General features: G+C 67.2%; 24 protein-coding genes. 13 read left to right on the top strand and 11 right to left on the bottom strand.

What is annotated here, in order from left to right; translation table 11 throughout:
- Nucleotides 1–311: 311 nt before the first annotated feature.
- The 6 genes from BKE09_RS13050 to BKE09_RS13025 are packed head-to-tail and all read left to right on the top strand — an operon-like array spanning nucleotide 312 to nucleotide 6,237.
- Nucleotides 312–3,143: a monovalent cation/H+ antiporter subunit A gene (locus BKE09_RS13050; protein ID WP_049443920.1), complete on the top strand. Its 2,832-nt coding sequence runs from the start codon at nucleotides 312–314 to the stop codon at nucleotides 3,141–3,143.
- On the top strand, nucleotides 3,143–3,535 hold the full coding sequence (locus BKE09_RS13045) for a Na+/H+ antiporter subunit C (protein WP_014038749.1): 393 nt from the start codon (nucleotides 3,143–3,145) through the stop codon (nucleotides 3,533–3,535). Before BKE09_RS13050 ends, BKE09_RS13045 begins: the two co-directional genes overlap by 1 nt.
- On the top strand, nucleotides 3,532–5,067 hold the full coding sequence (locus tag BKE09_RS13040) for a monovalent cation/H+ antiporter subunit D (RefSeq protein WP_075675994.1): 1,536 nt from the start codon (nucleotides 3,532–3,534) through the stop codon (nucleotides 5,065–5,067). The genes BKE09_RS13045 and BKE09_RS13040 overlap by 4 nt, the downstream gene beginning before the upstream one ends.
- Complete coding sequence (locus tag BKE09_RS13035; protein WP_075675993.1) at nucleotides 5,064–5,570, top strand: Na+/H+ antiporter subunit E; 507 nt, start codon at nucleotides 5,064–5,066, stop codon at nucleotides 5,568–5,570. The genes BKE09_RS13040 and BKE09_RS13035 overlap by 4 nt, the downstream gene beginning before the upstream one ends.
- The gene (locus tag BKE09_RS13030; protein ID WP_006399171.1) at nucleotides 5,567–5,851 is read left to right on the top strand and encodes a K+/H+ antiporter subunit F; all 285 of its coding nucleotides are present in this window, start codon (nucleotides 5,567–5,569) and stop codon (nucleotides 5,849–5,851) included. The genes BKE09_RS13035 and BKE09_RS13030 overlap by 4 nt, the downstream gene beginning before the upstream one ends.
- The gene (locus tag BKE09_RS13025; RefSeq protein WP_049443927.1) at nucleotides 5,848–6,237 is read left to right on the top strand and encodes a Na+/H+ antiporter subunit G; all 390 of its coding nucleotides are present in this window, start codon (nucleotides 5,848–5,850) and stop codon (nucleotides 6,235–6,237) included. Before BKE09_RS13030 ends, BKE09_RS13025 begins: the two co-directional genes overlap by 4 nt.
- Nucleotides 6,238–6,324: 87 nt before the next feature.
- Here BKE09_RS13025 and BKE09_RS13020 read toward each other — a convergent pair whose 3' ends face one another.
- Together BKE09_RS13020 and BKE09_RS13015 are read right to left on the bottom strand one after the other, a co-directional pair.
- A complete protein-coding gene (locus BKE09_RS13020) occupies nucleotides 6,325–7,290 on the bottom strand; it encodes a sodium:calcium antiporter (RefSeq protein ID WP_075675992.1) in 966 nt (321 codons plus the stop codon).
- A 73-nt stretch (nucleotides 7,291–7,363) separates the two neighbouring features.
- Nucleotides 7,364–7,978: a hypothetical protein gene (locus BKE09_RS13015; protein WP_075675991.1), complete on the bottom strand. Its 615-nt coding sequence runs from the start codon at nucleotides 7,976–7,978 to the stop codon at nucleotides 7,364–7,366.
- 125 nt (nucleotides 7,979–8,103) lie between these two features.
- Here BKE09_RS13015 and BKE09_RS13010 point away from each other — a divergent pair, with 125 nt between their 5' ends.
- Nucleotides 8,104–8,649: a hypothetical protein gene (locus BKE09_RS13010; RefSeq protein ID WP_075675990.1), complete on the top strand. Its 546-nt coding sequence runs from the start codon at nucleotides 8,104–8,106 to the stop codon at nucleotides 8,647–8,649.
- A gap of 84 nt (nucleotides 8,650–8,733) precedes the next feature.
- On the opposite strand, the gene hmgA is transcribed toward BKE09_RS13010, so the two are convergent.
- Together hmgA and hppD are read right to left on the bottom strand one after the other, a co-directional pair.
- Nucleotides 8,734–10,032, bottom strand: a complete 1,299-nt coding sequence (gene hmgA / locus BKE09_RS13005) for a homogentisate 1,2-dioxygenase (RefSeq protein ID WP_075675989.1) — start codon at nucleotides 10,030–10,032, stop codon at nucleotides 8,734–8,736.
- 85 nt (nucleotides 10,033–10,117) lie between these two features.
- Nucleotides 10,118–11,230, bottom strand: coding sequence for a 4-hydroxyphenylpyruvate dioxygenase (gene hppD / locus BKE09_RS13000; protein WP_014038757.1), 1,113 nt, complete (start codon nucleotides 11,228–11,230; stop codon nucleotides 10,118–10,120).
- A 129-nt stretch (nucleotides 11,231–11,359) separates the two neighbouring features.
- Between hppD and BKE09_RS12995 the strand changes: the two genes are divergently transcribed.
- Nucleotides 11,360–11,854, top strand: a complete 495-nt coding sequence (locus BKE09_RS12995) for a MarR family winged helix-turn-helix transcriptional regulator (RefSeq protein WP_042359011.1) — start codon at nucleotides 11,360–11,362, stop codon at nucleotides 11,852–11,854.
- 378 nt (nucleotides 11,855–12,232) lie between these two features.
- On the top strand, nucleotides 12,233–13,288 hold the full coding sequence (locus BKE09_RS12990; RefSeq protein ID WP_075675988.1) for a PDDEXK nuclease domain-containing protein: 1,056 nt from the start codon (nucleotides 12,233–12,235) through the stop codon (nucleotides 13,286–13,288).
- Between the two features lie 31 nt (nucleotides 13,289–13,319).
- Here the strand turns inward: BKE09_RS12990 and BKE09_RS12985 are convergent, their stop codons facing one another.
- The 4 genes from BKE09_RS12985 to BKE09_RS12970 form a co-directional block, all read right to left on the bottom strand.
- Nucleotides 13,320–14,459, bottom strand: a complete 1,140-nt coding sequence (locus BKE09_RS12985; RefSeq protein ID WP_075675987.1) for a hypothetical protein — start codon at nucleotides 14,457–14,459, stop codon at nucleotides 13,320–13,322.
- Between the two features lie 253 nt (nucleotides 14,460–14,712).
- On the bottom strand, nucleotides 14,713–15,312 hold the full coding sequence (locus BKE09_RS12980) for a thioredoxin family protein (RefSeq protein ID WP_075675986.1): 600 nt from the start codon (nucleotides 15,310–15,312) through the stop codon (nucleotides 14,713–14,715).
- 19 nt (nucleotides 15,313–15,331) lie between these two features.
- Nucleotides 15,332–16,831 carry an oligopeptide:H+ symporter gene (locus BKE09_RS12975; protein ID WP_075675985.1) on the bottom strand — a complete coding sequence of 500 codons (1,500 nt, stop codon included), beginning with the start codon at nucleotides 16,829–16,831 and terminating at the stop codon, nucleotides 15,332–15,334.
- A 181-nt stretch (nucleotides 16,832–17,012) separates the two neighbouring features.
- Nucleotides 17,013–17,888, bottom strand: a complete 876-nt coding sequence (locus BKE09_RS12970) for a tryptophan 2,3-dioxygenase family protein (RefSeq protein WP_014038762.1) — start codon at nucleotides 17,886–17,888, stop codon at nucleotides 17,013–17,015.
- A 335-nt stretch (nucleotides 17,889–18,223) separates the two neighbouring features.
- On the opposite strand from BKE09_RS12970, the gene pdhA reads away from it, so the two are divergent.
- Genes pdhA through BKE09_RS12950 form a run of 4 tightly spaced genes read left to right on the top strand, consistent with a single transcriptional unit; the run spans nucleotide 18,224 to nucleotide 22,106 of the window.
- Nucleotides 18,224–19,306 carry a pyruvate dehydrogenase (acetyl-transferring) E1 component subunit alpha gene (gene pdhA, locus BKE09_RS12965; RefSeq protein ID WP_049443946.1) on the top strand — a complete coding sequence of 361 codons (1,083 nt, stop codon included), beginning with the start codon at nucleotides 18,224–18,226 and terminating at the stop codon, nucleotides 19,304–19,306.
- The gene (locus BKE09_RS12960) at nucleotides 19,299–20,366 is read left to right on the top strand and encodes an alpha-ketoacid dehydrogenase subunit beta (RefSeq protein WP_005419896.1); all 1,068 of its coding nucleotides are present in this window, start codon (nucleotides 19,299–19,301) and stop codon (nucleotides 20,364–20,366) included. Before pdhA ends, BKE09_RS12960 begins: the two co-directional genes overlap by 8 nt.
- 1 nt (nucleotide 20,367) lies before the next feature.
- Nucleotides 20,368–20,721, top strand: coding sequence for an SH3 domain-containing protein (locus BKE09_RS12955; RefSeq protein WP_005411349.1), 354 nt, complete (start codon nucleotides 20,368–20,370; stop codon nucleotides 20,719–20,721).
- Complete coding sequence (locus BKE09_RS12950) at nucleotides 20,718–22,106, top strand: dihydrolipoamide acetyltransferase family protein (RefSeq protein WP_075675984.1); 1,389 nt, start codon at nucleotides 20,718–20,720, stop codon at nucleotides 22,104–22,106. The genes BKE09_RS12955 and BKE09_RS12950 overlap by 4 nt, the downstream gene beginning before the upstream one ends.
- 123 nt (nucleotides 22,107–22,229) lie before the next feature.
- Here the strand turns inward: BKE09_RS12950 and BKE09_RS12945 are convergent, their stop codons facing one another.
- The 3 genes from BKE09_RS12945 to BKE09_RS12935 form a co-directional block, all read right to left on the bottom strand.
- A complete protein-coding gene (locus tag BKE09_RS12945) occupies nucleotides 22,230–22,616 on the bottom strand; it encodes a VOC family protein (protein WP_075675983.1) in 387 nt (128 codons plus the stop codon).
- A gap of 303 nt (nucleotides 22,617–22,919) precedes the next feature.
- Entirely contained in the window at nucleotides 22,920–23,627 is a 708-nt protein-coding gene (locus tag BKE09_RS12940) for a YafY family protein (protein ID WP_075675982.1), read from the bottom strand.
- Nucleotides 23,627–24,262, bottom strand: a complete 636-nt coding sequence (locus tag BKE09_RS12935; RefSeq protein WP_170871748.1) for an NAD-dependent dehydratase — start codon at nucleotides 24,260–24,262, stop codon at nucleotides 23,627–23,629. Before BKE09_RS12935 ends, BKE09_RS12940 begins: the two co-directional genes overlap by 1 nt.
- Nucleotides 24,263–24,349 lie beyond the last annotated feature (87 nt).

Here is a 24,349-nt window from a genome sequence, read left to right as displayed (position 1 = left end):
CGTCGTTTCCTGAACGGGCGGATTCCGTCACCCGTAGTCCACGGGAGCCCTGCCAGCCTGCGCCGGTGATCCGCTCCCCATCGCCCGCCCGTCGACGGCAGCCCCTGTGCGACAGGGCCTGCGGTCTCCCTGCGTGGGCGTAGGGTGTCCCCCGAGGGCAACCAGGGAAGTGATGCAGGAACGCAATGTTGCGCCGCAGAAAAAATGAATCAGCGAACGTTACATGCAATTGATCGCTGTTCGATGGGTTTCGGCGACATTTCGCAGCCTGTTATCCTCCCTGACCTGCTCGTGAATCATGGATTCCCTGCATGCTCCCCAGCCTGCCCCTGCTGCTGGCCCTGCCGTTCCTGATGGCAGCGGCTGTTGCGGCCTTCCCCCGTAGTTCGCGCTCGACTGCTGCCTGGCTGGCGGCGCTGGCGCCGTTGGGCGGGCTGGCCATCCTCGGCTGGCTGACCCCGTCGGTGCTCGATGGCCAGGTGGTCCGCACCCTGGTGCCCTGGCTGCCGCAGATCGGCCTGGACTTCACCCTGCGCCTGGACGGACTGGCCTGGATGTTCGCCGGGCTCGTGCTCGGCATCGGCGCGCTGGTGGTGCTGTATGCGCGCTACTACCTGAGCCAGCAGGACAACGCGCACCGCTTCTACTGCTACCTGCTGCTGTTCATGGGCGCCATGCTGGGCATGGTGCTGTCGGGCAACCTGCTGTTGCTGATGATCTTCTGGGAAATGACCAGCATCAGCTCGTTCCTGCTGATCGGCTTCTGGTCGCACCGCCAGGACGCCCGCGAAGGCGCGCGCATGGCGCTGGTGATCACCGGTGGCGGCGGCCTGGCCCTGCTCGGTGGCGTGCTGCTGATCGGCCGCATCGTCGGCAGCTTCGACCTGGACGTGGTGCTGGCCGCCGGCGAGCAGATCCGCGCCAGCGCGCTGTACCCCTACGCCCTGTTCCTGGTGCTGGCCGGCATCTTCACCAAGAGCGCGCAGTTCCCGTTCCACTTCTGGCTGCCGCACGCGATGGCGGCGCCGACCCCGGTCTCGGCCTACCTGCACTCGGCCACCATGGTGAAGGCCGGCGTGTTCCTGCTGGCGCGCCTGCATCCGGCACTGGCGGGCAGCGACCTGTTCTTCTACACGGTCAGCGGCATCGGCGCGCTGACCCTGCTGATCGGTGCCTGGAACGCGATCTTCCAGCACGACCTGAAAGGCCTGCTGGCGTACTCGACCATTTCCCATCTGGGCCTGATCACCCTGCTGTTCGGCCTGTCCACGCCGATGGCAGTCGTCGCCGGCGTGTTCCACATCCTCAACCACGCCACCTTCAAGGCCTCGCTGTTCATGGCCGCCGGCATCATCGACCACGAGACCGGCACCCGTGACATGCGCAAGCTGGGGGGCCTGCGCAGGCTGATGCCGTTCACCAGCGCGCTGGCGATCATCGCCTCGCTGGCGATGGCCGGCATCCCGTTGCTCAACGGTTTCCTGTCCAAGGAAATGCTGTTCGCCGAAGCGCTGACCGCCGGCGGCGGCCCGGGCGCGATGCGCACGGCCGTATCGATCGCGGCGCTGCTGGCCGGTGTGTTCGGCGTGGCCTACAGCCTGCGCTTCGTGCACGACACCTTCTTCGGCCCCGGCCCGCACGACCTCGACCGCGTGCCGCATGAGCCGCCGCGCTGGATGAAGGTGCCGGTGGAACTGCTGGTGGTGATCTGCATTGCGGTGGGCGTGGCCCCGGCGCTGACCGTGGCGCCGGTACTGCATGCCGCCGCGGCCTCGATCCTCGGCAATGCCATGCCCGAGTACAGCCTGGCGGTGTGGCACGGCTTCAACCTGCCGCTGGCGATGAGCGCGATCGGCGTGGTGGGCGGCGTGGCGCTGTACTTCGGCCTGCGCAAGCTGATCAACCTGCACGGCGTGGAAACCCGCACTACCGGCCGCAACGTGTTCCATGCGCAGCTGGATGCGATCTCCGCGCTGGCCATGCGCCTGACCAACGGCATCGCCAACGGCAGCCTGCAGCGCATGCTGCTGGGCCTGGTGCTGGTGGCGATCGTGGTCGCCGCCGCGCCGTTCGTGGCCAACCCGGCCTCGCCGAACTGGACCGCACCGCAGCCGATTCCGCTGCTGGGCTGGGCGCTGTGGCTGGTGATGATGGCCTGCGCGGTCGCCACGCTGCGCGTCTACAAGCAGCGCCTGCTGGCGGTGCTGCTGGTCGGTGGCGTCGGCCTGATGGTGGCGCTGACCTTCGTGTTCCTGTCCGCGCCCGACCTGGCCCTGACCCAGCTGCTGGTGGAGATGGTGACCCTGGTGCTGATGCTGCTGGGCATGAACTACCTGCCTGCGCAGTCCGGGCCGGAGCGGCCGCGCTGGCGCAAGCGCCGTGACGCGGTGATCGCGATCATCGCCGGTGCCGGCCTTGGCGCGCTGGCCTATTCTGCGATGACCCTGCCGCCGAACACGATGGCCGGCGAGCTGCTGGGCCGGGCGCTGCCCGAGGCCTACGGCCAGAACGTGGTCAACGTGATCCTGGTCGACTTCCGCGGCTTCGATACCTTCGGCGAGATCACCGTGTTCGGCATCGCCGCACTGGTGGTGCACGCACTGCTGCGACGCACGCGGATGGCACCGGAGCAGATCATGCCCGGCCCGCCGATCAAGCTGCCGGTGCCGGCCGACCTGGCGCAGATCATGTTCCCGCTGACCCTGACCGTGTCGATCTTCCTGTTCCTGCGCGGCCACAACGCGCCGGGCGGTGGCTTCATCGCCGGCCTGGTGCTGGCGGTGCCGCTGCTGATCCAGTACGTGATCCAGGGCACCGCATCGGTGGAATCGCGCTTCGGCTTCGACTACATCCGCTGCATCGGCATGGGCCTGCTGATCGCCATCCTCAGCGGCAGCGCTTCGATGCTGTTCGGCGTGCCGTTCCTGACCAGCGGCCACCTCGACCTGCACCTGCCGCTGATCGGCGACGTGCCGCTGGCCAGCGCGATCGGCTTCGATATCGGCGTGTATCTGGTGGTGTTCGGTGGCGCGATGCTGATGCTGTCGATGATGGCCACCGTGAAACCCTCTCGTACCCGCACCGCGCGCAAGGGCGAGATCGACCTGCAACGCCGCTCGGCACGCACCGGGGAGATGCACTGATGGAACTGGCCCTGGCCTCCGCGATCGGCGTGCTGACCGCCATCGGCGTTTACCTGCTGCTGCGTGCGCGCAGCTTCGACGTGATCCTCGGCATGACCTTCCTGTCCTATGCGACCAACCTGCTGATCTTCGCCGGTGGCCGCGTGGTGCTGGGCAAGGCCCCCGTGCTGCAGGAGGGCGTGGACAGCCACCTGGGCAACTACACCGATCCGCTGCCGCAGGCGCTGGTGCTGACCGCGATCGTGATCGCCTTCGCGATGACCGCCGTGAGCATCGTGCTGGCCATGCGCAGCCGCAGCGACAACCACAGCGACCACGTGGACGCCCACGAGCCGGATGACGACCTGCAGGATGAGGGTGTGCCGCCGCGCCAGGGCGAGGACCGCGCATGAACCACCTGGTGATCCTGCCGATCCTGATTCCGCTGCTGGGTGCTGCGCTGTCGCTGTTCGTCGAACACCGCCGCTATGGCCCCAGGGTGCAGCGCGCGGTGGCCTGGACCTCGCTGTCGGCGCTGGCGCTGGCGGTGGGCCTGCTGTTCGCCACCACCGCCAGCGGTGACATCAACGTCTACCTGCTGGGCGACTGGCCGTCGCGGCTGGGCATCGCGCTGGTGGCCGACCGGCTGTCGGCATGGATGCTGCTGACCACCCTGCTGCTGGCCATTCCCTGCCTGCTGCATGCCTGCTCTGGCTGGGACCGCCGCGCGCCGCACTTCCATGCACTGTTCCAGTTCCAGCTGGTCGGCCTCAACGGTGCGTTCCTGACCGGCGACATCTTCAACCTGTTCGTGTTCTTCGAGGTGATGCTGATCGCCTCCTACGGCCTGCTGCTCAGTGGTGGCCGCGGCCTGCGCATGCGCATCGGCCTGCACTACGTGGTGTTCAACGTCACCGCCTCGACCCTGTTCCTGATCGCGCTGGGCCTGCTGTACGCCTCGCTGGGCTCGCTGAACATGGCCGAGCTGTCGCAGCGCATCGCCGAAGTGCCGCCGGCGCAGCTGACCCTGGTGAAGGCGACGATGGGCCTGTTGCTGCTGGTGTTCTGCGCCAAGGCCGCACTGATGCCGCTGTACCTTTGGCTGCCGGAAGCCTATTCGCGTGCACCGGCGGCCGTGGCCGCGCTGTTCGCGATCATGACCAAGGTCGGCCTGTATTCGGTGCTGCGCATCCAGATGCTGTGGTTCGGCGACGACGCCGGCGCGATGGCCGGCTACGGCCGCGACTGGCTGCTGTGGGCCGGCGTGGCGACGCTGGTGCTGGGTGGCCTCGGCGCCCTGGCCGCGACCCGCCTGCGCGTGCTGATCTCGTACCTGGTGATCGTGTCGGCGGCCACGCTGTTCATCGCCTTCTCGGTGGGTACGCCAAAGGTGCTCTCGGCCGGCCTGTACTACCTGCCGCACAGCAGCTTCGTCGCCGCCGCGCTGTTCCTGATTGCCGACCTGATCCGCCGCCGCCGCGGTGGCGCCAGCGACCGCAAGGAAGTGGTGGCACCGATGCCGGGCAAGGAAACACCGGCGGTGCTGTTCCTGATCGGCGCGGTGTCTGTGGCTGGCCTGCCGCCGCTGTCCGGCTTCCTGGCCAAGGCCGCGCTGCTGGCCGGCATGCCGGCGCAGTACACCGGGCCGGTGTGGACCGCGGTGCTGGTCAGCAGCCTGCTGGTGATCATGGGCCTGACCCGTGGCGGCATCCGCCTGTTCTGGCGCGTACCGCCGGTCGAGGCCGATGCACCGAAGCCGCGCAAGGCACGCCTGCGCCGGGTCGAGCTGTACGCCGCCTGCATCCTGCTGGCCTACGGCATCGGCATGACCCTGGCCGCCGCGCCGCTGATGCGCTACACCGACGCCACCGCTGCACAGCTGCTGCACCCCAGCGAGTACGTGCAGCAGTTGCGCGCGACCGCACCGGAGATCCGCCAGCCATGACCGCCCAGCGCTCCCTGTTCCGTCGCCTGATTCCCTCGCCGATGCTCAGCATCATGGTGGTGGCGTTCTGGCTGCTGATGTCCGACAGCTTCACCCTCGGCCAGATCATGCTGGGCCTGCTGCTGGGCGTGGTGGTGCCGCTGTTCGCCGCACGCCTGGACCGCGAGTTCGCCCGCATCGGCACCCTGCGCCCGTTGCCGAAACTGCTGTGCGTGACCCTGTGGGACATCCTGATGTCCAACATCCGCGTGGCGATCCAGGTACTGGGCCCTGAGAAGAACATCCACCCGGGTTTCATCTGGCTGCCGCTGGACATCGCCAACATCCACGGCATCGCCGCGCTGACCAGCATGATCACCCTGACCCCGGGCACGGTCTCGGCCGCGCTCAGCGACGACCGCAAGTTCCTGCTCGTGCACGTGCTGCACCTGGAGGACCCACAGGACCTGATCGATACGATCAAGCGCCGCTACGAGGCGCCGTTGATGGAGATCTTCCCATGACTGGATTCCAGATCATCCAGACCACGCTGGTGGTGTGCATGCACGTGGTCGGCCTGGCCATGCTGCTGGCCACCTGGCGCCTGCTGCGCGGGCCGACCGTGCCCGACCGCATCCTCGCACTGGACACACTGTCGGTGACCGCGATCGCCGAGCTGATGCTGTTCGGCATGTACCTCAACTCCGCGATCTACTTCGAAGCCGCACTGGTCATCGCCATGCTCGGCTTCGGCAGCACCGTGGTGCTGAGCAAGTTCGTGCTGCGCCGGGATATCGTCGAATGATCACCGCGATCCAGATCGGCCTGTCGATCCTGCTGCTGTTCGGCTGCTTCTTCATCCTGGTCGGCGCACTGGGGCTGGTGAAACTGTCCACCTTCTTCAAGCGCCTGCATGCACCGACCAAGGCGAGCACGCTGGGCGTGGGCTGCGTGCTGGTGTGTTCGGTGTGCTACCACATCTTCCTCGGCCAGGACCCGCAGCCGCGCGAGCTGCTGATCACCGTGTTCCTGTTCATCACCGCGCCGATCAGCGCCCACATGATGGCCAAGGCGGCGCTGTCGTTGCTGATGGAAACCCGCCCCAGCCTGCCGGGCAACGAACCGGCCGCCGAAGAGCAGCTGCCGCCGCCGGAACCGGTGCGGGAAGAAGAGCACGCGCAGAATCGGTAGTGCCGGCCGTTGGCCGGCAGGGTGACGCCCGGTGGGTGCCGACCGTTGGTCGGCACGAAATCAACCGCATCCACGCATGGCGTGGATCTACAACGCCGGTGCGCCCACCAGCAGCAGTTCCAGCACGAACCAGCCGACGAAGGCGACCAGCAGGATTCCGCCTTCGCTGCGGCTGATCTTCAGGTCGCCACGCAGCATCGGGTACAGCACCAATGCGAAGGCAAGCAGCGCCGGCAGTTCCAGGCGCACGAACGAGGCCGGCAACGCCAACGGCTGCAGCATCGCCATCGCACCGATCACCAGCAGCAGGTTGACTACGCTGGAGCCAAGCACGTGGCCCAGCACCATGTCGCCGTGACCGCGACGCGCGGCGGCGATGGCGGTGGCGACCTCCGGCAATGCGGTGCCGATCGCCACCGGCAGCAGGCCGACCAGCAGCGGCGTCCAGCCCAACGCCGCACCGAAGTCCGCTGCGGCACCCACCACCAGGCGCGCGCCCCAATACAGCGTCAGCGCCGCAATCAGCACCCGCAGCACGTTCAACGGCAGGCTGGTGCGGCTGAGCGCGGATTCGGCGATGGCCGCCTGCACCTCGGCGCTCTCGACACGGCCGCGGCGCAGCAGCAGTACCTGCACGACGATGAAGCCCGCCACCAGTACGCCACCTTCCCAGCGCGCCAGGCGACCATCCAGCCCGAACAGGATCAGCAGGACGCCGGCCGCCAGCAGCGACCACCACAGCACCGTCTGCAGGCGCGCGCGCAGCAGCAGGGGCGCGGCAATCGCCGCCACCGCCAGGGTCAAGCCCAGGTTGGCGATGCTGCTGCCGACGGCATTGCCCAGTGCCAGCTCCGGTTGGCCGACCGCCAGCGCGCGCGCGTTGACCGCCAGTTCCGGCAACGAGGTGGTCACCCCGAGCAGCAGCAGTCCGGCCGTGAACGGGCTGGCCCCGAAGCGCTGGGCCAGGCCGGACACGGCCTTGACGATGGAGTCCCCGCCCAGCGCCAGCAACAGCAGGCCGAGCAGGAACCAGGCAATGGCAATGGCGATCATCGAGCACTCCCCCAGCGGTCGTGGCGCGATTCTACGCTGGCCCCGCGCGCATGGCTGGGCCGTGGATCAAGGATCAGCCACAGCCTTCCACATAATCGACCTGCGGGGTCTGCCCGACGCGCCAGGCATTGACCCGGCCATCGGCACCGAGCGCGAAGTCGATCACCGCTTTCCCCTCCTGCGCCGGACGCACGCGCAGGTGCTGGGCCTTCTCGTCGTACTTGTCAGGGCCGACGTCACCGCGCTCGGGGTACAGCACCTGCAGCTCGCCCAGGGTCATGCCGACCTTGCCGCCGCCCGGTGCGGCAATGGCCGCGCTGCGCACGTCGTAGCGCACCAGCTTGCGGCCTTCGATCATCAGGCGCGGGTCTTCGGCATCCTGCGGGCGCAGGAAGTAACAGCCGTCGTTACCGTCGTCGGCCGGCAACGGCTTGCCACTGGCGTCGGTGCCCAGGCCCTGCAGCGGCGTGCCAAAACCACTGCGGACCTCGGCGATGCCGGCGCCCAGCGTTGCGCCGGCGAATCCGTCCAGGCGTGCCGGGCCCTGCTCGGCGGCCGGGGCCATCGGTGCAGGCGTGGCTTCGGCGACGGTACTGGGGGCAGTAGTGGTCGGCGACGGGGCCTCGGCACTGCGGTTGCAGGCGGTGAGCGACAGCAGCAAAAGACCGGCAATCGGAAGGTGCTTCATCGGTGCGGTTCCCTGGCACGAAAGTAGCTGCACGCTAGCGCAGCACACGTGCAGATGCTGCATTGTCATCGCCGTTTCATCGCCCTCGTTCAGGCTCGGCGTGCACCGACTTGGCTGTCCCTTCCATGCAACCGCGCAAGACCGATCTCGCCCGAACCGCGCTGCAGGCCCACCGCGCGCCGCTGGACATGCGCCAGCGCCGGTTGCTGATCCTGTGCGACGGCCAGCGCAGCATTGCCGACCTGACCGGCCTGCTCGGCCAGGACGCGCCGGCCATGGTCATCCAGCTGGTGCAGGCCGGCTACCTGAGCACCGGTACCGGCGCCACAGCCCCACCACCGCCGTCGGCAGCCGCAGTAGCGCCACAGCCCGCAGCACCGGCCGCGGCACCTGTTGCAGCCGCGGCCACAGCGGTCGAACGCCGCCGCTCGCTGGTGGCCGCACGCATCTATGTGCTGGGCATTCTGGAAATGCAGCGCCACCCTCAGGCGGCGGCGCTGTTCCGCGACCTGCAGCAGGCCCGCGCGGAGAACGAAGTACTGCAGGTGCTGCAATCGGCGATGAGGATGCTGCCCGGGCTGACCTCGGAAGGCTATTGCCAGCGTGTACGCCAACGCCTGCTGGAAGCGCTGCCGTTGGAGCACTGCGACGCGTTCGCCGAGGCCGCCTGAAGAAAAAGGGGACGGAGGGGATTAAGTCGCAATCAGCACACTCGCGCTGATTGCGACTTAATCCCCTCCGTCCCCTTTTTAGGGTCAGCGGTAGTTGTTGCGCAGGCCGTTCCAGCACTGCTGGTAATCGCCCTGGCGATGGCCGGCGGCCAGCGCCTGCGCGGTCGGGCGGATCACCGCGCGGGTCTCGAACATGAAGGCCATCGTGTCCTTGATGACATCGGCCTTGGACAGATCGGCATTGGACGCCTTGTCGAAGGTCGGCGCGTCCGGGCCGTGACCGCTCATGCAGTTGTGCAGCGATGCGCCACCCGGCACGAAGCCTTCGGCCTTGGCATCGTAGGCGCCATGCACCAGGCCCATGAACTCGCTGGCGATGTTGCGATGGAACCACGGCGGGCGGAACGTGTTCTGCGCCACCAGCCAGCGCGGCGGGAAGATCGCGAAGTCCATGTTGCTGGTCCCCGGCGTGTCGCTGGGCGAATGCAGCACCAGGAAAATCGACGGATCCGGGTGATCGTAGCTGATCGAGCCAATGGTGTTGAAGCGGCGCAGGTCGTAGCGGTACGGCGCGTAGTTACCGTGCCAGGCCACCACGTCCAGCGGCGAATGGTCGATCGGCGCACGCCACAAGCGGCCCTCGAACTTGGCGATCAGCTCGAAATCGCCATCCACATCCTCGAACGCTGCGTGCGGGGTTTCGAAATCGCGCGGATTGGCCAGGCCGTTGGAACCGATCGGGCCGAGGTCGGGCAGCTTCAGCAGCGCGCCGTAGTTCTCGCAGATGTAGCCGCGGCTCGGGCCATCGGGCAGCTCGACGCGGAAGCGCACGCCGCGCGGGATCACCGCGATCTGTTGCGGCTCGATCTCGATCACCCCCAGCTCGGTCAGCAGGCGCAGCGCGCCCAGCTGCGGCACGATCAGCAGTTCACCGTCGGCGTTGTAGAAGTAGCGGCCGACCATGTCGCGGTTGGCGGCATAGAGGTGGATGCCCACGCCGGCATACGCGTCGGGCGAGCCGTTGCCGCCCATCGTGTACAGGCCTTCGACGAAGTCGGTCGGAAGCTGCGGCAGCGGCAGCGGGCTCCAGCGCAGCTGGTTCGGCGAGGCCGGTTGTGCGCCGAAATCACACTGCAGCTGCGACTGCGCGAACGGGGTGAACTCACCGTGGGTCACCGCCGGACGGATCCGGTACAGCCAGCTGCGGCGATTGCTGCCACGCGGCGCGGTGAAGGCGGTGCCGGTCAACTGTTCGGCGTACAGGCCGTGGGCCACCTTCTGCGGTGAGTTCTGCCCGACCGGCAGCGCGCCGGCGACGGCCTCGGTGGCGAATTCGTTGCCGAAGCCGGACTGGTAGCCGCGGGCGGTGATAGCGGGGGACATGGAAACTCCAGAGATTGCCGGCCAGCGGCCGGCACTACCATTCGGACAGGCAATGCCGGCGGGAGGCCGACATTGCCTGCAGACCTTACAGCACGCCGCGGCGGATCTGGTCGCGCTCGATGCTTTCGAACAGCGCGGTGAAGTTGCCTTCGCCGAAGCCTTCGTTGCCCTTGCGCTGGATGATCTCGAAGAAGATCGGGCCGATGCAGTTCTGGGTGAAGATCTGCAGCAGCTTGCGCTGGTGGGTTTCCGGATCGGCATCGATCAGGATCTTGTTCTTCGCCAGGCGCGCCACGTCTTCACCGTGGTTCGGCACGCGCTGGTCGATCACGTCGAAGTAGGTCTCCGGCGTGTCGAGGAAGTCCACGCCCTGCGCGCGCATCGCTTCGACGGTCTCGTAGATGTTCTCGGTGAAGCAGGCGATGTGCTGGATGCCCTCGCCCTTGTATGCGTCCAGGTACTCGTTGATCTGGCTCTTCGGGTCAGACGATTCGTTCAGCGGAATGCGCACGATGCCGTCCGGTGCGGTCATCGCCTTGGACACCAGGCCGGTCTTCAGGCCCTTGATGTCGAAGTAGCGGATCTCGCGGAAGTTGAACAGACGCTCGTAGTAATCCGACCACTGCTGCATGTTGCCGAAGTACAGGTTGTGGGTCAGGTGGTCGATGAAGGTCAGGCCGAAGCCCACCGGGTGCAGGTCGGCGCCGGCGATCGGCTCGTAGTCGCCGTCGAAGATGCTGCCGGCGCTGCCATAGCGATCGACCAGGTACAGCATGCAGTCGCCGATGCCCTTGATGACCGGCGCGCTGACCGCCTTGCTGTCCGGCTTGAAGGCGATGGCTTCGGCGCCGTTGCCCAGCGCGGTCTGGTAGACCTCCGCGCCTGGCTTCTTGAAGCGGATGGCAAAGCCGCAGGCGCACGGGCCATGCTTTTCGGCGAAGTCCGAGGCAAACGAATCCGGGTCTTCATTGACCAGGAAGTTGACGTCGCCCTGGCGATAGACGGTAATCGGACGCTGCTTGTGCTTGAGCACCGCGCTGAAGCCCATCTTCCGGAAGTACTCGTGCAGCTCCTGGCCACGGCCGGCCGGGGCGGCGAATTCGACGAACTCGAAGCCGTCGATGCCCATCGGGTTCTCGAAGGTGGTGACCTGCATGCCGGGGTTGGGGTGCGAGGCGGTCGGGACTGCGGTATTCATGGCGTGGCTCCGAATCGGTACCGCATCGGTACAAACCAGGTGCGGGCAGGTAGGGACCCGGCGAGAATGCAGGGTCTGGACCCACCCCTTATAGTTACACTTGAAACCACCAGCAAGGTGCACCGCAACATGAGCCCCGCCGATCCCGTTTCGACCCGCCTGCGTGCCTCGCACGTCCTGCTCGACCTGGAACAGTTCCTGCCGTACCGGCTGAGCGTGCTGTCCAACCGGGTCAGCGGCAACATCGCCAAGCTATACGGCGATCGTTACGGTCTGGCGATCCCCGAGTGGCGGGTGATCACCATCCTGGCGCTGTACCCGGGCTCCTCGGCCAGCGAGGTCTCCGACCGCACGGCGATGGACAAGGTGGCGGTCAGCCGCGCCGTGGCCCGCCTGCTGGAACGCGGTTTCATCAAGCGCGAGACCCACGGCGACGATCGCCGCCGCTCGGTGCTGGCGCTGTCGGCGGCCGGTTTCGAGGTGTACGAGACCATCGCGCCGATGGTGATCGAGATCACCCGCAAGCTGATGTCGGTGCTGAGCGACGAGGAAGAGCAGGTGCTGGAAAAGCTGATCCTGCGCCTGGCCGGCGAAGGCCTGGAGCGGATGGGCGAAGGGGTCTGAAAGGAAAAGGGGACGGAGGGGATTAAGTCGCTTTGGGCCCCAAGTCGCGGGTGCCCACCCTGGCCGGTAGCGGAACAGTGGCTGGGCGAGTGTCGTCCGCCCCCTTTGACCTGATGGGACCCGCTCTCCAGCGGGCTGTGGGCCGACTGCAAACGAGGTCATCGAACGCATTCACTTCACGCAGATTCTGTCCTGAAGTGTCGCCCTCGCCCGCCGGCATTTCCGCATTGGCCCGATACGGCCCGTTTCCGCGAGGCTTGTGTATCGAAACCGGCTGATCCAGTGGAACTTTCTATTGGACCGTCAGCCTCCTGGGCCTGACGGTAAATGCCCCACGGGTAATCGCCCGGCCTCGGGTCCACACCAGACGGGCTCCTCATGGATGACACGCGTTCGGCGCTGCCGCATGGCCAGGAATTGTTGGTCGATCTCAGAGACCTGATCTGCAAGGCGCGCGGCAGGATGCACAGGTCCATCAACGCCGAGCTGACCCTGCTGTACTGGCGAATCGGGCGCCGTATCCATGTGGATCAGATGGCTGGACAACGGGCTCGTTACGGAGAGGTTCTCTTCACCCGGATCGCCAAGGCGCTGTCTGCCGAGTTCGGCACCTCCTTCGGTGAGAAGAGCCTGCGCCGGATGGTGCAGTTCTCCATCGCATTTGCGGACGAGCGGATTGTCGTATCGCTGATACGACAATTGAGCTGGACCCACTTCATTGCACTGATCCCCCTGGCAGATCCGCTCAAGCGCGACTTCTACGCGCAGATGGCCGCCACAGAAGGCTGGAGTGTGCGCACCTTGCGCCAGCGCATCGATTCGATGCTGTACGAGCGCACGGCGCTTTCCAGTCAGCCCGAACAGACCATCGCCGATGAGTTGGCGGCACTGCGCGGCAACCAACCACTGTCACCGGGACTGGTGCTGCGTGATCCCTATGTGTTGGATTTTCTTGGGCTGAAGGACAGCTGGGACGAGCAGGACCTGGAAAGCGCGATCCTTCGCGAGATGCAGGGCTTCCTGCTCGAACTTGGCACGGGCTTCAGTTTCGTCGCACGCCAGAAGCGCATCCAGATCGACGGCGATGACTTCCATCTGGACCTGCTGTTCTACAACCGGCGTCTGCGCAGGCTGATCGCCATCGAGCTGAAGATCGGCGAGTTCAAGCCCGCCCATAAAGGGCAGATGGAACTCTATCTGCGCTGGCTGGACCGTTACGAACGTGAGGACGGCGAACAAGCGCCGCTGGGCATCATTCTCTGCACAGGGAAAAAGACCGGCCAGATCGAGTTGCTGGAGCTGGATCGCTCAGGCATCCATGTTGCGGAGTATCTGACCTCCCTGCCCTCTCGCGAGGTTCTCGAGCAACGATTGCAGGCCGCCATGGAACGGGCCCGGCAACAGCTGCAGACTGCGGCACCCAGCCCCCTGTAGATTCACGCCACGCCTGGATGGCGCCCACACCTCAGCTCAGGTGCTTGCGCCGTGCATGGATCCACGGCACGGCCAGCGCGGCGATGGCACCGCCGGCGAAACCGAGCGAGGCCGCGACGGTGGCCGCTTCGACCGCCCCCGGCAGCGCCAGCGCCGCGGCCACCAGCAGCAGCGACGGCAGGCCGACGAAGGTGCCCAGGAAGAAGTGCCAGCGGGGTGACCAGGTGTTGAGCTGCAGCAGGCTGACCGGTTGCCAGGCGTCGGACGCTGCATCCTCGGCGATCTTCGCCACCACCTTGCCCAGATCCACTTCCGGCAGCGCGCGCCCCAGGCGGGCGGTCGCCAGCAGTTCGGCTACTGCTTCCACCGGCGGGAAGCTGGACGGCCACGCAACCGGCGCCGGCACGCCGTAGGCGGTCAGCAGCGGCACACTCAACCACGGCGCCACCAGCGGGCGCATGCGGCGGCGACCGTGCACGCACCAGATCTGCGGCTGGCCGTGCGCAGTGACGCTGTACAGCGCCAGTTCGTTGGCCGGCGGGTAGCCGAGCATGGTCACCCGCGCGGCCAGGCTGTCCTGGCCCATCTCACGCAGGAAGCCGGGGCGGCTGCGCCCTTCCTGCATCCACGCCAGGCCGAGTGCACCCACCAGGTAGGCTTCTGCGACGTCCTTGCTGCCGGCAGTGGCGCGTTCGTCACTGGCCAGGTACCACGCCAGCGATTTCGGTTCGGCGACATCCTCCAGGCCCCAGCGGCTGTCGTCACCGAGCACGTGGCGTACCGGCAGCCGCGCCGGTGCGGTCTCACCACGCTCGCCCGGCTGCAGGAACGGCAACACGCCCTGGATGAAGGTGGACAGTTCGATCGCGCGTACGCCATGACCCTGCCATTCCGGCGGCAGCAACCCGGCCAGCTGGCCTTCGGCAGCCAATGCATCGAGCCTCGATTTCTGCTCGACCAGCTTCTGCACCGCGCCCTTCAGCACCACGTTGTCGGGCAGCGCGATCTGCGGCAGGCGGTGACGCGGCGGCGCCAGTTCGACGGTGTCCTCGCCGGTACCGGCGTCATCCAGCAGCGCCTCCTGCGGCGGCAGGGTCACGCCCTCGCCTGCCCCACCCTCGGCCAGGTCGCTGGCAGGTTCGGGCAATCGTTCGGCGTGGTCGCTGTGCATGGGCGTTCCGGTAGGTTGCGTCGACGGGGCGTCGACTGAGGTCCTTGCCGGTAACGGCGTGCTCACGGTGAAGTTGAGACGCCGATTCAGAGAGTGTGACGGCGCGCGCAGTAGAGCCACGCCATGCGCGGATGTGCCTCAGTGCCGACCAACGGTCGGCACCCACCAGAGCATTCCGACCAACGGTCGGCACCCACCAGAGCATGCTGACCAGCAGGCGGCACCCATCGAGGTTGCCGGCCAGCGGCCGGCACTACCGGTCAGGTGCCCACTGCTTCAGGAACGCGGTCACGCGTGTGGGCTGGAAAGCTTCGCCCTTGCGCAGCTCACCGGTCGCCTGCGACACCAGCAGGCCACCATCGGCGTCGAGCACCAGCAGGTACGGATAGTCGCGTTCCATCACCGGGTACTGGGCGAAGAAGGCGGCGTTGGGCTGTTCGTCGCTGGCGTTGACCTTCACCCACACGTAGTGGGCATCGCGGAAGCGGCGCAGGTCGCCGTTGCCTTCCACCATCTCGTCCAGCGCCTGGCAGCGATCGCAGGCGGCGTTGCCGACCTCGAGCAGGATGCGCTTCTTGCCGCGCTGGGCTTCCACCTTGGCGGTGGCCAGATCGTCGGCGGGGTCGCGGGCCGGGTCGAACTGCGCGCCGAGCCCGGCGATGGCGGCGATGTCCGCCGCCACCGGGGTGTTGCCCGAGGCCACCGGTTCGCTGGGGTCAGCGACCGGTGGCTCGGTGGGTCGGGTATCCAGGGGCTGCGTAGGCTCGGCAGCGGCAGGCGGTTGCGGTTGGGAACAGGCGCCGATCAGCGCCGCACAGACCACCACCACTGCACTACCGAGCTTGCTACGCATGCCTTCTACCCTCTCATCATCATTTGACGCCGTGCATCAGCTTGTTGATCAGCGGGGCGACCAGGAACAGCACCACGCCGGAGCCGATCAGGGCCCAGAACCCGAAGGTATACCCCTTCAGGGCCGACTCGACCGTCATGCCGCCTTCACCACTGACCACGCCAGCGAAGATGCCCGACAGGTTGTTGCCGATGCCGGTGGACAGGAACCAGCCACCCATGCCGAAGCCGACCAGGCGCACCGGGGCCAGCTTGGTCACCATCGACAGGCCGATCGGCGACAGGCACAGCTCACCCACGGACTGGATGACGTAGACCATGAACAGGGTCCAGAACGGGATCTTGCCGTCCACGACCATCTGCGACAGGGCGAACATCAGCAGCGCGAAGGCAGCGCCGTTGAACAGCAGGCCCAGGCCGAACTTGCGCGGAATGGACGGATTGACGCGGCCCATGGCCACCCAGATCCAGGCGATGATCGGCGCCAGGGTGATGATGGCCACCGAGTTGACCGACTGGAACCACGCGGTCGGGAAGGTCCAGTCACCGAACTGGCGGTTGACGATGTTCTCGGCCAGGAAGGTGAACGAGCTGCCGGCCTGTTCGAAGAACATCCAGAACATCACGTTGAAGGCGAAGATGATCAGCATGGCGATCACGCGGTCGCGCTGTACCTTGCCCTCGCGGACGCCCTCGACCAGCAGCAGGATGGCCAGGGCGGTGAACATCGCACCCAGGATCCAGGCCAGCGCGGTGGCGCCGGTAGCCAGCAGGAAGTACGCAACCGGGATGGCGACCACGGCACCGGCCAGCACCATGATGATGCGGCCGAAGCCTTCAGCGCCGGCCGGCGGTGCACCGATGCCCTTCAGGCCGGCACGACCGATGTAGAACCACACCAGCGAGATCAGCATGCCCACGCCCGAAGCGATGAACACGACCTTGTAGGACGGCATCGCGTCGGTACCGAACACCTTGCGGGCCAGGTACTCGGTCAGCACCGGGGCGATCATCGCGCCGATGTTGATGCCCATGTAGAAGATGGTGAAGCCCGAGTCGCGGCGCTCATCCTTCAGCCCGTACAGCTTGCCGACCATGGTCGAGATGTTGGGCTTGAACAGGCCGTTGCCGACGATGATCGTGGCCAGGCCGAGCTTGAAGATGTGCTCCTGCGGCAGCGAGATCATGAACAGGCCGGCGGCCATGATGATCGCGCCGGTCAGGATCGAGCGCTGGTAACCCAGTACCCGGTCGGCCACGTAGCCACCGAAGATCGCCGCGGCGTACACCAGGGCCAGGTACGCGCCATAGATGCGGCTGGCGTCGCCTTCACCGGCAGCGCTGCCGTTGTAGAACTGGGCGACGATGTACAGCACCAAGGCCCAGCGGATGCCGTAGAACGCAAAGCGCTCCCAGAACTCGGTCATGAACAGCATCCACAACGGGCGCGGGTGGCCCAGCGTGGTCTTGAAGTCCGGCAGCGCCGGCTCTGGGGTGTTCGCAGTGGCGTTTACGCTCATGCGGATTTCCTGGTTCGGTGGATGACGAGCACGTCCGCTGTGCAGTTGGAGCAACGCGCGAGGATCACCGACTTCTGGCGTTCACGTCAAATACACGCCGTTTGAGGCAGGTCACGGCCTGCTCGCTGAACTTGCATCTGAAACGATCCAGCCAATGGCCGGGGTCCAAGCTGAATGGGGGTCAGCCCCGTTCTGCCGGGGGCGCCGCCTGCAGGCTGGTGCGCACCTGGAACAGTTCGGGGAAGAAGGTCAGCTCCAGCGCCTTGGCCAGGAAGCCCACGCCGGACGAGCCGCCGGTGCCGCGCTTGAAGCCGATCACGCGCATCACCGTGCGCATGTGTCGGAATCGCCACAGCTGGAAGGCGGTCTCCAGGTCCACCAGGTCCTCGCACAGCGAGTACTCGCGCCAGTAGCGGTCGGTGTCCTGGTAGATGCGCTCGAAGACCGGCTGCAGTGCGTCGTCGGCCACATGCGGCTGGGTCCAGTCGTGGGATTCGTACACCGCCGGCACGGCATGGCCGAAGCGGGCCAGGTACTTCAGGAATTCCTCGTACAGGCTGGGCGCTTCCAGCACGATGCGCAGCTGCGCCTGCCCGGCCGGGTCATGCTCGAACACCTGCAGCATCTGTGCGTTCTTGTTGCCCAGCAGGAACTCGATGTAGCGGTACTGCAGCGACTGGAAGCCCGAGGACGGGCCCAGCACGTCGCGGAAACCCATGTATTCGGACGGGGTCAGCGTTTCCAGCACCGACCACTGCTCGGTGAGCTGGCGCAGCACCTGCTTGCTGCGCGCCAGCACCTTGCGGCACTGCCAGACTTCATCGCGCTGCAGGAAGCCGATCGCCGCACGCAGTTCGTGGCCGAGCAGCTTCAGCCACAGCTCCGAGGTCTGGTGCTGGATGATGAAGAGCATCTCGTCGTGGTGCGGCGGGCTGGACAGCGGCTGCTGCGCGCTGAGCAGCTGGTCCAGCCGCAGGTAGCCGCCGTAGGTCAGGCGTCCCTGCAGGTCGGTGTGGATGCCGGCTTCGAGATCGCGTTGGTTGTTGTCGACGGACATGGGCGGGACCAGATCGGGGGCGGCAAGGGTAGCGCGTTGCCGCCGCGCTGGCAGCCGCCGGGTCCATACCGGGGCGTGCGGTTGGTCGTGGAGCATCGGCCGATGGCGGGCCTGCGCGTGGAACCGTCCAGGCCGTTGTACTGGCGGTCAGCCAGAGGCGTATTCTGATGCTTTGCAGCAACGACTGAATACGTTGTTGTTATTGGCCCCCCACCCGCCGGCAGGGGTAAAACGGGGAATCGCCGTGTTGCGGCGCAGGAAGGCTATTCCGTACGCGTTCCTTAACATGGCGATTCATATCATTTGTAACTTCTCTGTCGAAGGTGCAGTACGCAATGACGGTTGCCGCTGAATTCAAGATCGAATACCTGCAGTACCTGGACGCGGACGGCAAGCTCGTCCGCGATGACCTGCCCGCGTCGCTGCGCGACCCCAAGGTCCTGGTACCGCTGTTCAAGCAGATGCTGTTCGTACGTACGTTCGACAGCAAATCCATTGCGCTGCAGCGCACCGGCAAGCTGGGCACCTATGCCGCCTGCCTGGGCCATGAAGCCGCGCACGTGGGTATCGGCGCTGCGATGCAGAAGGACGACGTGTTCGCGCCTTCGTACCGCGAGTATGGCGCGATGTTCATGCGTGGCGTGCGCCCGCACGACGTGCTGATGTACTGGGGCGGCGACGAGCGCGGCAACGACTACGGTGGCAACGCGGCCAAGGACTTCCCGTTCTGCGTGCCGATCTCCACCCAGTGCCTGCATGCCGCAGGCGCCGCGCTGAAGTTCAAGCTCAACAAGGAACCGCAGATCGCCGTGGCGGTGTGCGGCGACGGCGGCAGCTCCAAGACCGACTTCTACGCGGCACTGAATTCGGCCGGCGCCTACAAGCTGCCGCTGATCCTGTGCATCGTCAACAACGGCTGGGCCATCTCGGTCCCGCGTTCGGCCCAGACCGGCGCCGAGACGCTGGCGCAGAAGGGCCTGGCCGGCGGCCTGCATTGCCTGCAGGTGGACGGCAACGACCTGATCGCGGTGCTGGCCGCCATGGAGCAGGCGCGCGAACGTGCGCTGGCCGGCGACGGCGGCACCGTGCTGGAACTGATGACCTATCGCTTGTCCGACCACACCACCGCCGATGACGCGCGCCGCTACCGCGACGACGCCGAAGTGAAGGATGCCTGGCAGCGCGAGCCGATGCTGCGCCTGCGCAAGTACCTGATCAACGCCGGCGTGTGGAGCGAGGAAGAAGAGGCCGCCTGGACCGCCGAGTGCGGCACGCGCGTGGACGAGGAAGTGAACCTGTACCTCAACACGCCGGTGCAGCCGGTCGAGGCGATGTTCGACTTCCTGTATGCCGATCCGCCGCCGGACCTGCTGGCCCAGCGTGCCCAGGCGATCGCCCTGGAGAAGCGCCATGGATGAGATCAAGAACGGCGCGCCCGGCGCGCACACCAACGCCGCCGACAGCGCTGCTGTCGCGCGCGGAGATGACAGCATGACCACCACCCCGATCACCCTCATCGAAGCCATCACCCAGGCGCTGGCCTGGGAGCTGGAACACGACCCGTCGGTGCTGGTGCTGGGCGAAGACGTGGGCGTCAACGGCGGCGTGTTCCGCGCCACTGCCGGTCTGCAGCAGCGCTTCGGCTCGGACCGCATCCTCGACACCCCGCTGGACGAAACCACCATCGCCGGCCTGACCATCGGCCTGGCCGCACAGGGCATGAAGCCGGTGGCCGAAGCCCAGTTCGATGGCTTCATGTACCCGATGGTCGACCATATCGTCTGCCACGCCGCACGCCTGCGTTACCGCACGCGTGGCCGCCTGCACTGCCCGATGGTGCTGCGCGTGCCGTGGGGCGGTGGCATCCGCGCGCCGGAACACCACAGCGAAGCCAACGAGGCGATCTTCACCAACGTGCCGGGCCTGCGCGTGGTGCTGCCGTCGTCGCCGCAGCGTGCCTATGGCCTGCTGCTGGCCGCGATCCGCGAGCCGGATCCGGTGATCTACATGGAGCCCAAGCGCATCTACCGCCAGTACAAGGAAGTGGTCGTCAACGACGGCGAAGCCTTGCCGCTGGACGTCTGCTTCGTGCTGCGCGATGGCACCGACGTGACCCTGGTGACCTGGGGCGCGCAGGTGAAGGAAGCGCTGGAAGCGGCCGACAAGCTGGCCGGTGAAGGCATCAGTGCCGAAGTCATCGACGTGGCCACGCTGCGTCCGCTGGACTTCGCCACCATCGCCGAATCGGTGGCCAAGACCGGCCGCTGCGTGATCGTGCAGGAGGCCCCGAAGACCGCGGGCTTCGGCGCCGAAATCGCTGCGCGCCTGGCCGAGGAATCGATCTACGACCTGCTGGCCCCGGTCGAGCGCGTCACTGGCTACGACACCCACATTCCGCTGTTCCGCCTGGAAATGAAGTACCTGCCGAGCGTTGAGCGGATCGTGGCTGCGGCCAAGCGCGCGGTGGCGGCCGGCTGACATGCGGGCCCGCCTTCTGGGGGCTTACCGCAGCCAGTATCCCAACCCGCTCCGGTTCCACACCGGCCAGATCGTCGAAGTAGGTGTCCGTGACGAGGAATGGCCGGCGTTTGCCTGGGTACGCACCAACGATGGGCGCGCTGGATGGGCGCCCATCGCCTGGTTGCAGCTGCTGGACGAGGGTCGCGCCGAAGCCCTGTGCGACTACGACGCCCGCGAGCTGGATGTGGAAAGCGGCGAGATGGTGAAGCTTCATCACGAACACGGCGGGTGGTGGTGGTCCGAGCGCGCCAATGGCGCGACGGGTTGGCTGCCGGCCCGCGAACTGGAACTGCTGGAAGAGAACTGCAAATGAGCCAGACCAAGAACTTCAACCTGCCCGACCTGGGCGAAGGCCTGCCGGACGCGACCATCGTCGAGTGGTTCGTCAAGGAAGGCGATGTGATCAAGCTGGACGAGCCGCTGGTCTCGATGGAGACCGCCAAGGCCGTCGTCGAAGTGCCCTCGCCGTTCTCCGGCAAGGTGCTGAAGCTGTCCGGCGCCGCAGGCGACATCATCCCGACCGGCTCGGTGCTGGCCAGCTTCGAGCTGGACCCGAATCTGCCGCAGCGCGCCGATGGCCAGGACACCGGCCACAGCCATGGTCATGCCGCACCGGCTGCCGCGCCGACCCCGCCGCCGCTGCCGGCCGCCACTGCACCGGTGGCCGCCGAAGCCGCCAAGCCGGCCGCTGCCGAGCGTGATGACGCCGGTACCGTGGTCGGCGCGATGCAGAGCTCCAATGCCGTGCACGCCGAACAGGCGCTGGCCGTCGGTGGCGTCAAGGCCGTGCCGGCCGTGCGTGCGATGGCGCGCAAGCTGGGCGTGGACCTGAGCCGCGTGGCCGCTACCGGCACCGATGGCGCGGTGACCATGGCCGACGTCAAGCAGGCCGCTGCCAACGGCACCGCCAAGCTCGGCGCTGCTCCGGCGCCGGTCGCTGCCGCCGCTTATGCCGCGCCGGCCCCGGCACAGGTGTCGGCCCCGGTGCAGAGCGAAGCGCGCACCCCGCTGTCTGCCGCCGGCAAGCCGATGCGCACCCAGCCGCCGGGCGTGATCGCCAAGGGCCAGCCGGAACCGCTGAAGGGCGTGCGCCGCAACATGGCCCGCGTGATGGCCGATGCGCACAGCAAGGTCGTGCCGACCACGCTGAACGACGACGCCGACATCCATGCCTGGCTGCCGGGCAACGACGTCACCGCCCGCCTGGTGCGTTCGATCGTGGTCGCCGCACAGAAGGTACCGGCGATGAACGCCTGGTTCGACGGTGAAGCGCTGACCCGTACCCTGCACGCGCAGGTGGACATCGGCATCGCCGTGGACACCGACGACGGCCTGTTCGTGCCGGCGTTGCGCAATGCCGACATGCTCGACGCGCGTGGCATCCGCGAGGGCGTCAACCGCCTGCGCGAGCAGGTGGAATCGCGTTCCATCGCCGCCTCGGAACTGAGTGGCTACACCATCTCGCTGTCCAACTTCGGCATGTTCGCCGGCCGCTACGCGACCCCCGTCGTGGTGCCGCCGTGCGTGGCCATCGTCGGTGCCGGCCGTGCCCGCCACCAGATGACCCCGGTGATGGGCGGCGTGGAAGCGCACAAGGTGATCCCGCTGTCGGTCACCTTCGACCACCGCGCGGCCACCGGTGGCGAAGCCGCCCGCTTCCTGCGCGCGATGATGGACGACCTGGCACTGGCCAGCTGATCGGCCACCTGATCGGTGGGTGCCAACCGTTGGTTGGCACATGACGTGGAAAAAACGCCGGGCATTGCCCGGCGTTTTTTTTCCCGCATCCACGCATCGCGTGGATCTACACAATGCGGGCGATCAATCGCGCGCGACCATGCCCTCGGCGCGGCTGTACACGCGCAGGCGGTGACCATCAGGGTCGGCACCGACGAAGGTGTGGCCGAATTCCAGGGTCACCGGCGCCTGCAGGATCTCCACACCAAGAGCGCGCCACGCTTCGTGCATCTGCTGCACGGCGTCGGGGTTGGCGACCACCATCGCCAGTTCAGCGGCACCGGCCTGTGCGGACACCGGCGGTTGCACGCCGTCGCGCTGCCACAGGCCGAGCGCTGCGCCATCGCCGAGCAGGAACAGGGCGAAGCCAGGCGACTGCTCGACCGGCGGTTTGCCGAGGATGCCGCTGTAGAAGGTGGCGCTGGTGGCGACGTCGCGCACGTACTGCAGCAGGGTGCTGGGCGTGAACATGGGGAAGCTCCGTTGTTGGGAGCGCTCATGGTGGAACGAGCCTGCTGACAGATTCTGTCAGTAGCGGCGAGCATGCCCGACTGCTGTTGCCTTGTCTTGGTAGAGGTCGAGCTTGCTCGACTGCTGTTGCCACTGCCCTGGTAGAGGTCGAGCTTGCTCGACTGCTGTTCGCGAAGATCAAAGGCGGTCGAGCAAGCTCGACCCCTACCAGGAGCAAAGAGCAAAGAGCAAAGAGCAAAAGCCGCCAACCCATCGCACCAGCAGCAGAAAGCGAAGCGCAATGGCAGTCGAGCAAGCCCGACGCTACGAACGATCCAGCCAGTCCGGCGCGATGCCCTGCGTCTTCTGCCAGCGCCGCAGCAGGGTGGCGCGCGGCACGAGGTAGTGATCCTCCAGCGCGCGCACCTGGCGGATGCGATCCAGCCGGAAATGGCGGAAATCCTCGCGGCTCTCGCACCACGCCGCCAGCATCGGCACCTCATCGAAGTAGCCCAGTGCGAACGGCCAGACAATGCGCTCGCTGCGCCGGCCTTGCGCATCCTCGTAGCCGAACTTCAGGCGCTGCTGTGACCCCACAGCCTCACGCACGGCCTGCAGACGCGCGGGGGGAACCTTGCTCCCCGCGCGCGAAGGGCCAACGCGCAGGCCGCTGTCACGCAAGGCCTCGCGGCGCGCTGCCGGCAGCACATGCGCGATACGCGCCAGTGCATCACGCGCCGCCTCGGCCAGCGCCGGTTCTGTGCGCGCGGCGACCCAGCGCAGGCCGAGCACCAGCGCATCGATCTCTGCCGGTGGCAGCGTCATGGGTGGCAGGGTATCGCTTGGCGCCAGCTGGTAGCCGACGCCGGCCTCGCCGCGCAGGTCAGCGCCCTGCTCGCGCAGGGTCTCGATATCGCGGTACAGCGTGCGCAGGCTGATGCCCAGCGCTTCGGCCAGCACCTGCCCGGCCACCGGCCGCCGATGGCGGCGCAGCAACTGTTGAAGCTGGGTCAGGCGCAGCGCACGAGACATCAGCCGACCAGTGCGCTGGAAGTCACCACGTGCTCGCCCGGTTGCGGGGCCAGCGCGGCTTCGACCAGTGCCGTGGCGATCTCGCTGGCCGGATTGATCCGCCACGCGCGTGGCAACACCGGCCCCAGCGCACCAAGCACCGTCAGGGCCAGGCGCTCGCCACGTCGCACCTCGTTGCGCTCGCCCCCGATCAGCCCCGGGCGAACCAGCGTCAAGGAGGCGAAGCCCAACGCGCGCAGGTCACGTTCCAGCTCGCCCTTCACCCGGCTGTAGAAGATCGACGACTGCGGGTTGGCGCCGGCTGCGGAATTCAGCACATAAGTCTGTGCACCCTGTGCCTGTGCCAGGCGGGCGAATGCCAGCGGGTAATCATGGTCGATACGATGGAAGGCTTCGCGGCTGCCGGCCTGGGCGATGGTGCTGCCCAGCGCGCAGATGACCGCGTCCACGCGCGCCCACCCGGCTGCGGCGGGCAGCGCATCGAAGGCCAGTACCGGGTTCTCCAGCTTCCCGTGGGCTGCGCCCAACGGGCGGCGGGTCGGGGCGATCACGGCGCTGCAGCGCGGGTCGTCCAGCAGCCGGGACAGGGTCAGCCCGCCGACCAGGCCGGTCGCCCCCAGCAACATCACGCGCATCACCACCTCCACTGCGGCATCCTGTCGCCCATCCTAGCCGTTCAAGCCGTCGGCGGCCGCGCCGATATGCTGGAACCAGTCCCTGCC

The sequence above is a fragment of the Stenotrophomonas sp. TD3 genome (assembly GCF_001939825.1).
Taxonomy (GTDB): Bacteria; Pseudomonadota; Gammaproteobacteria; order Xanthomonadales; family Xanthomonadaceae; genus Stenotrophomonas.
The sequence above is the reverse complement of the archived record's forward strand: the minus strand, read 5'-3'. Positions and strand labels throughout refer to the sequence as shown.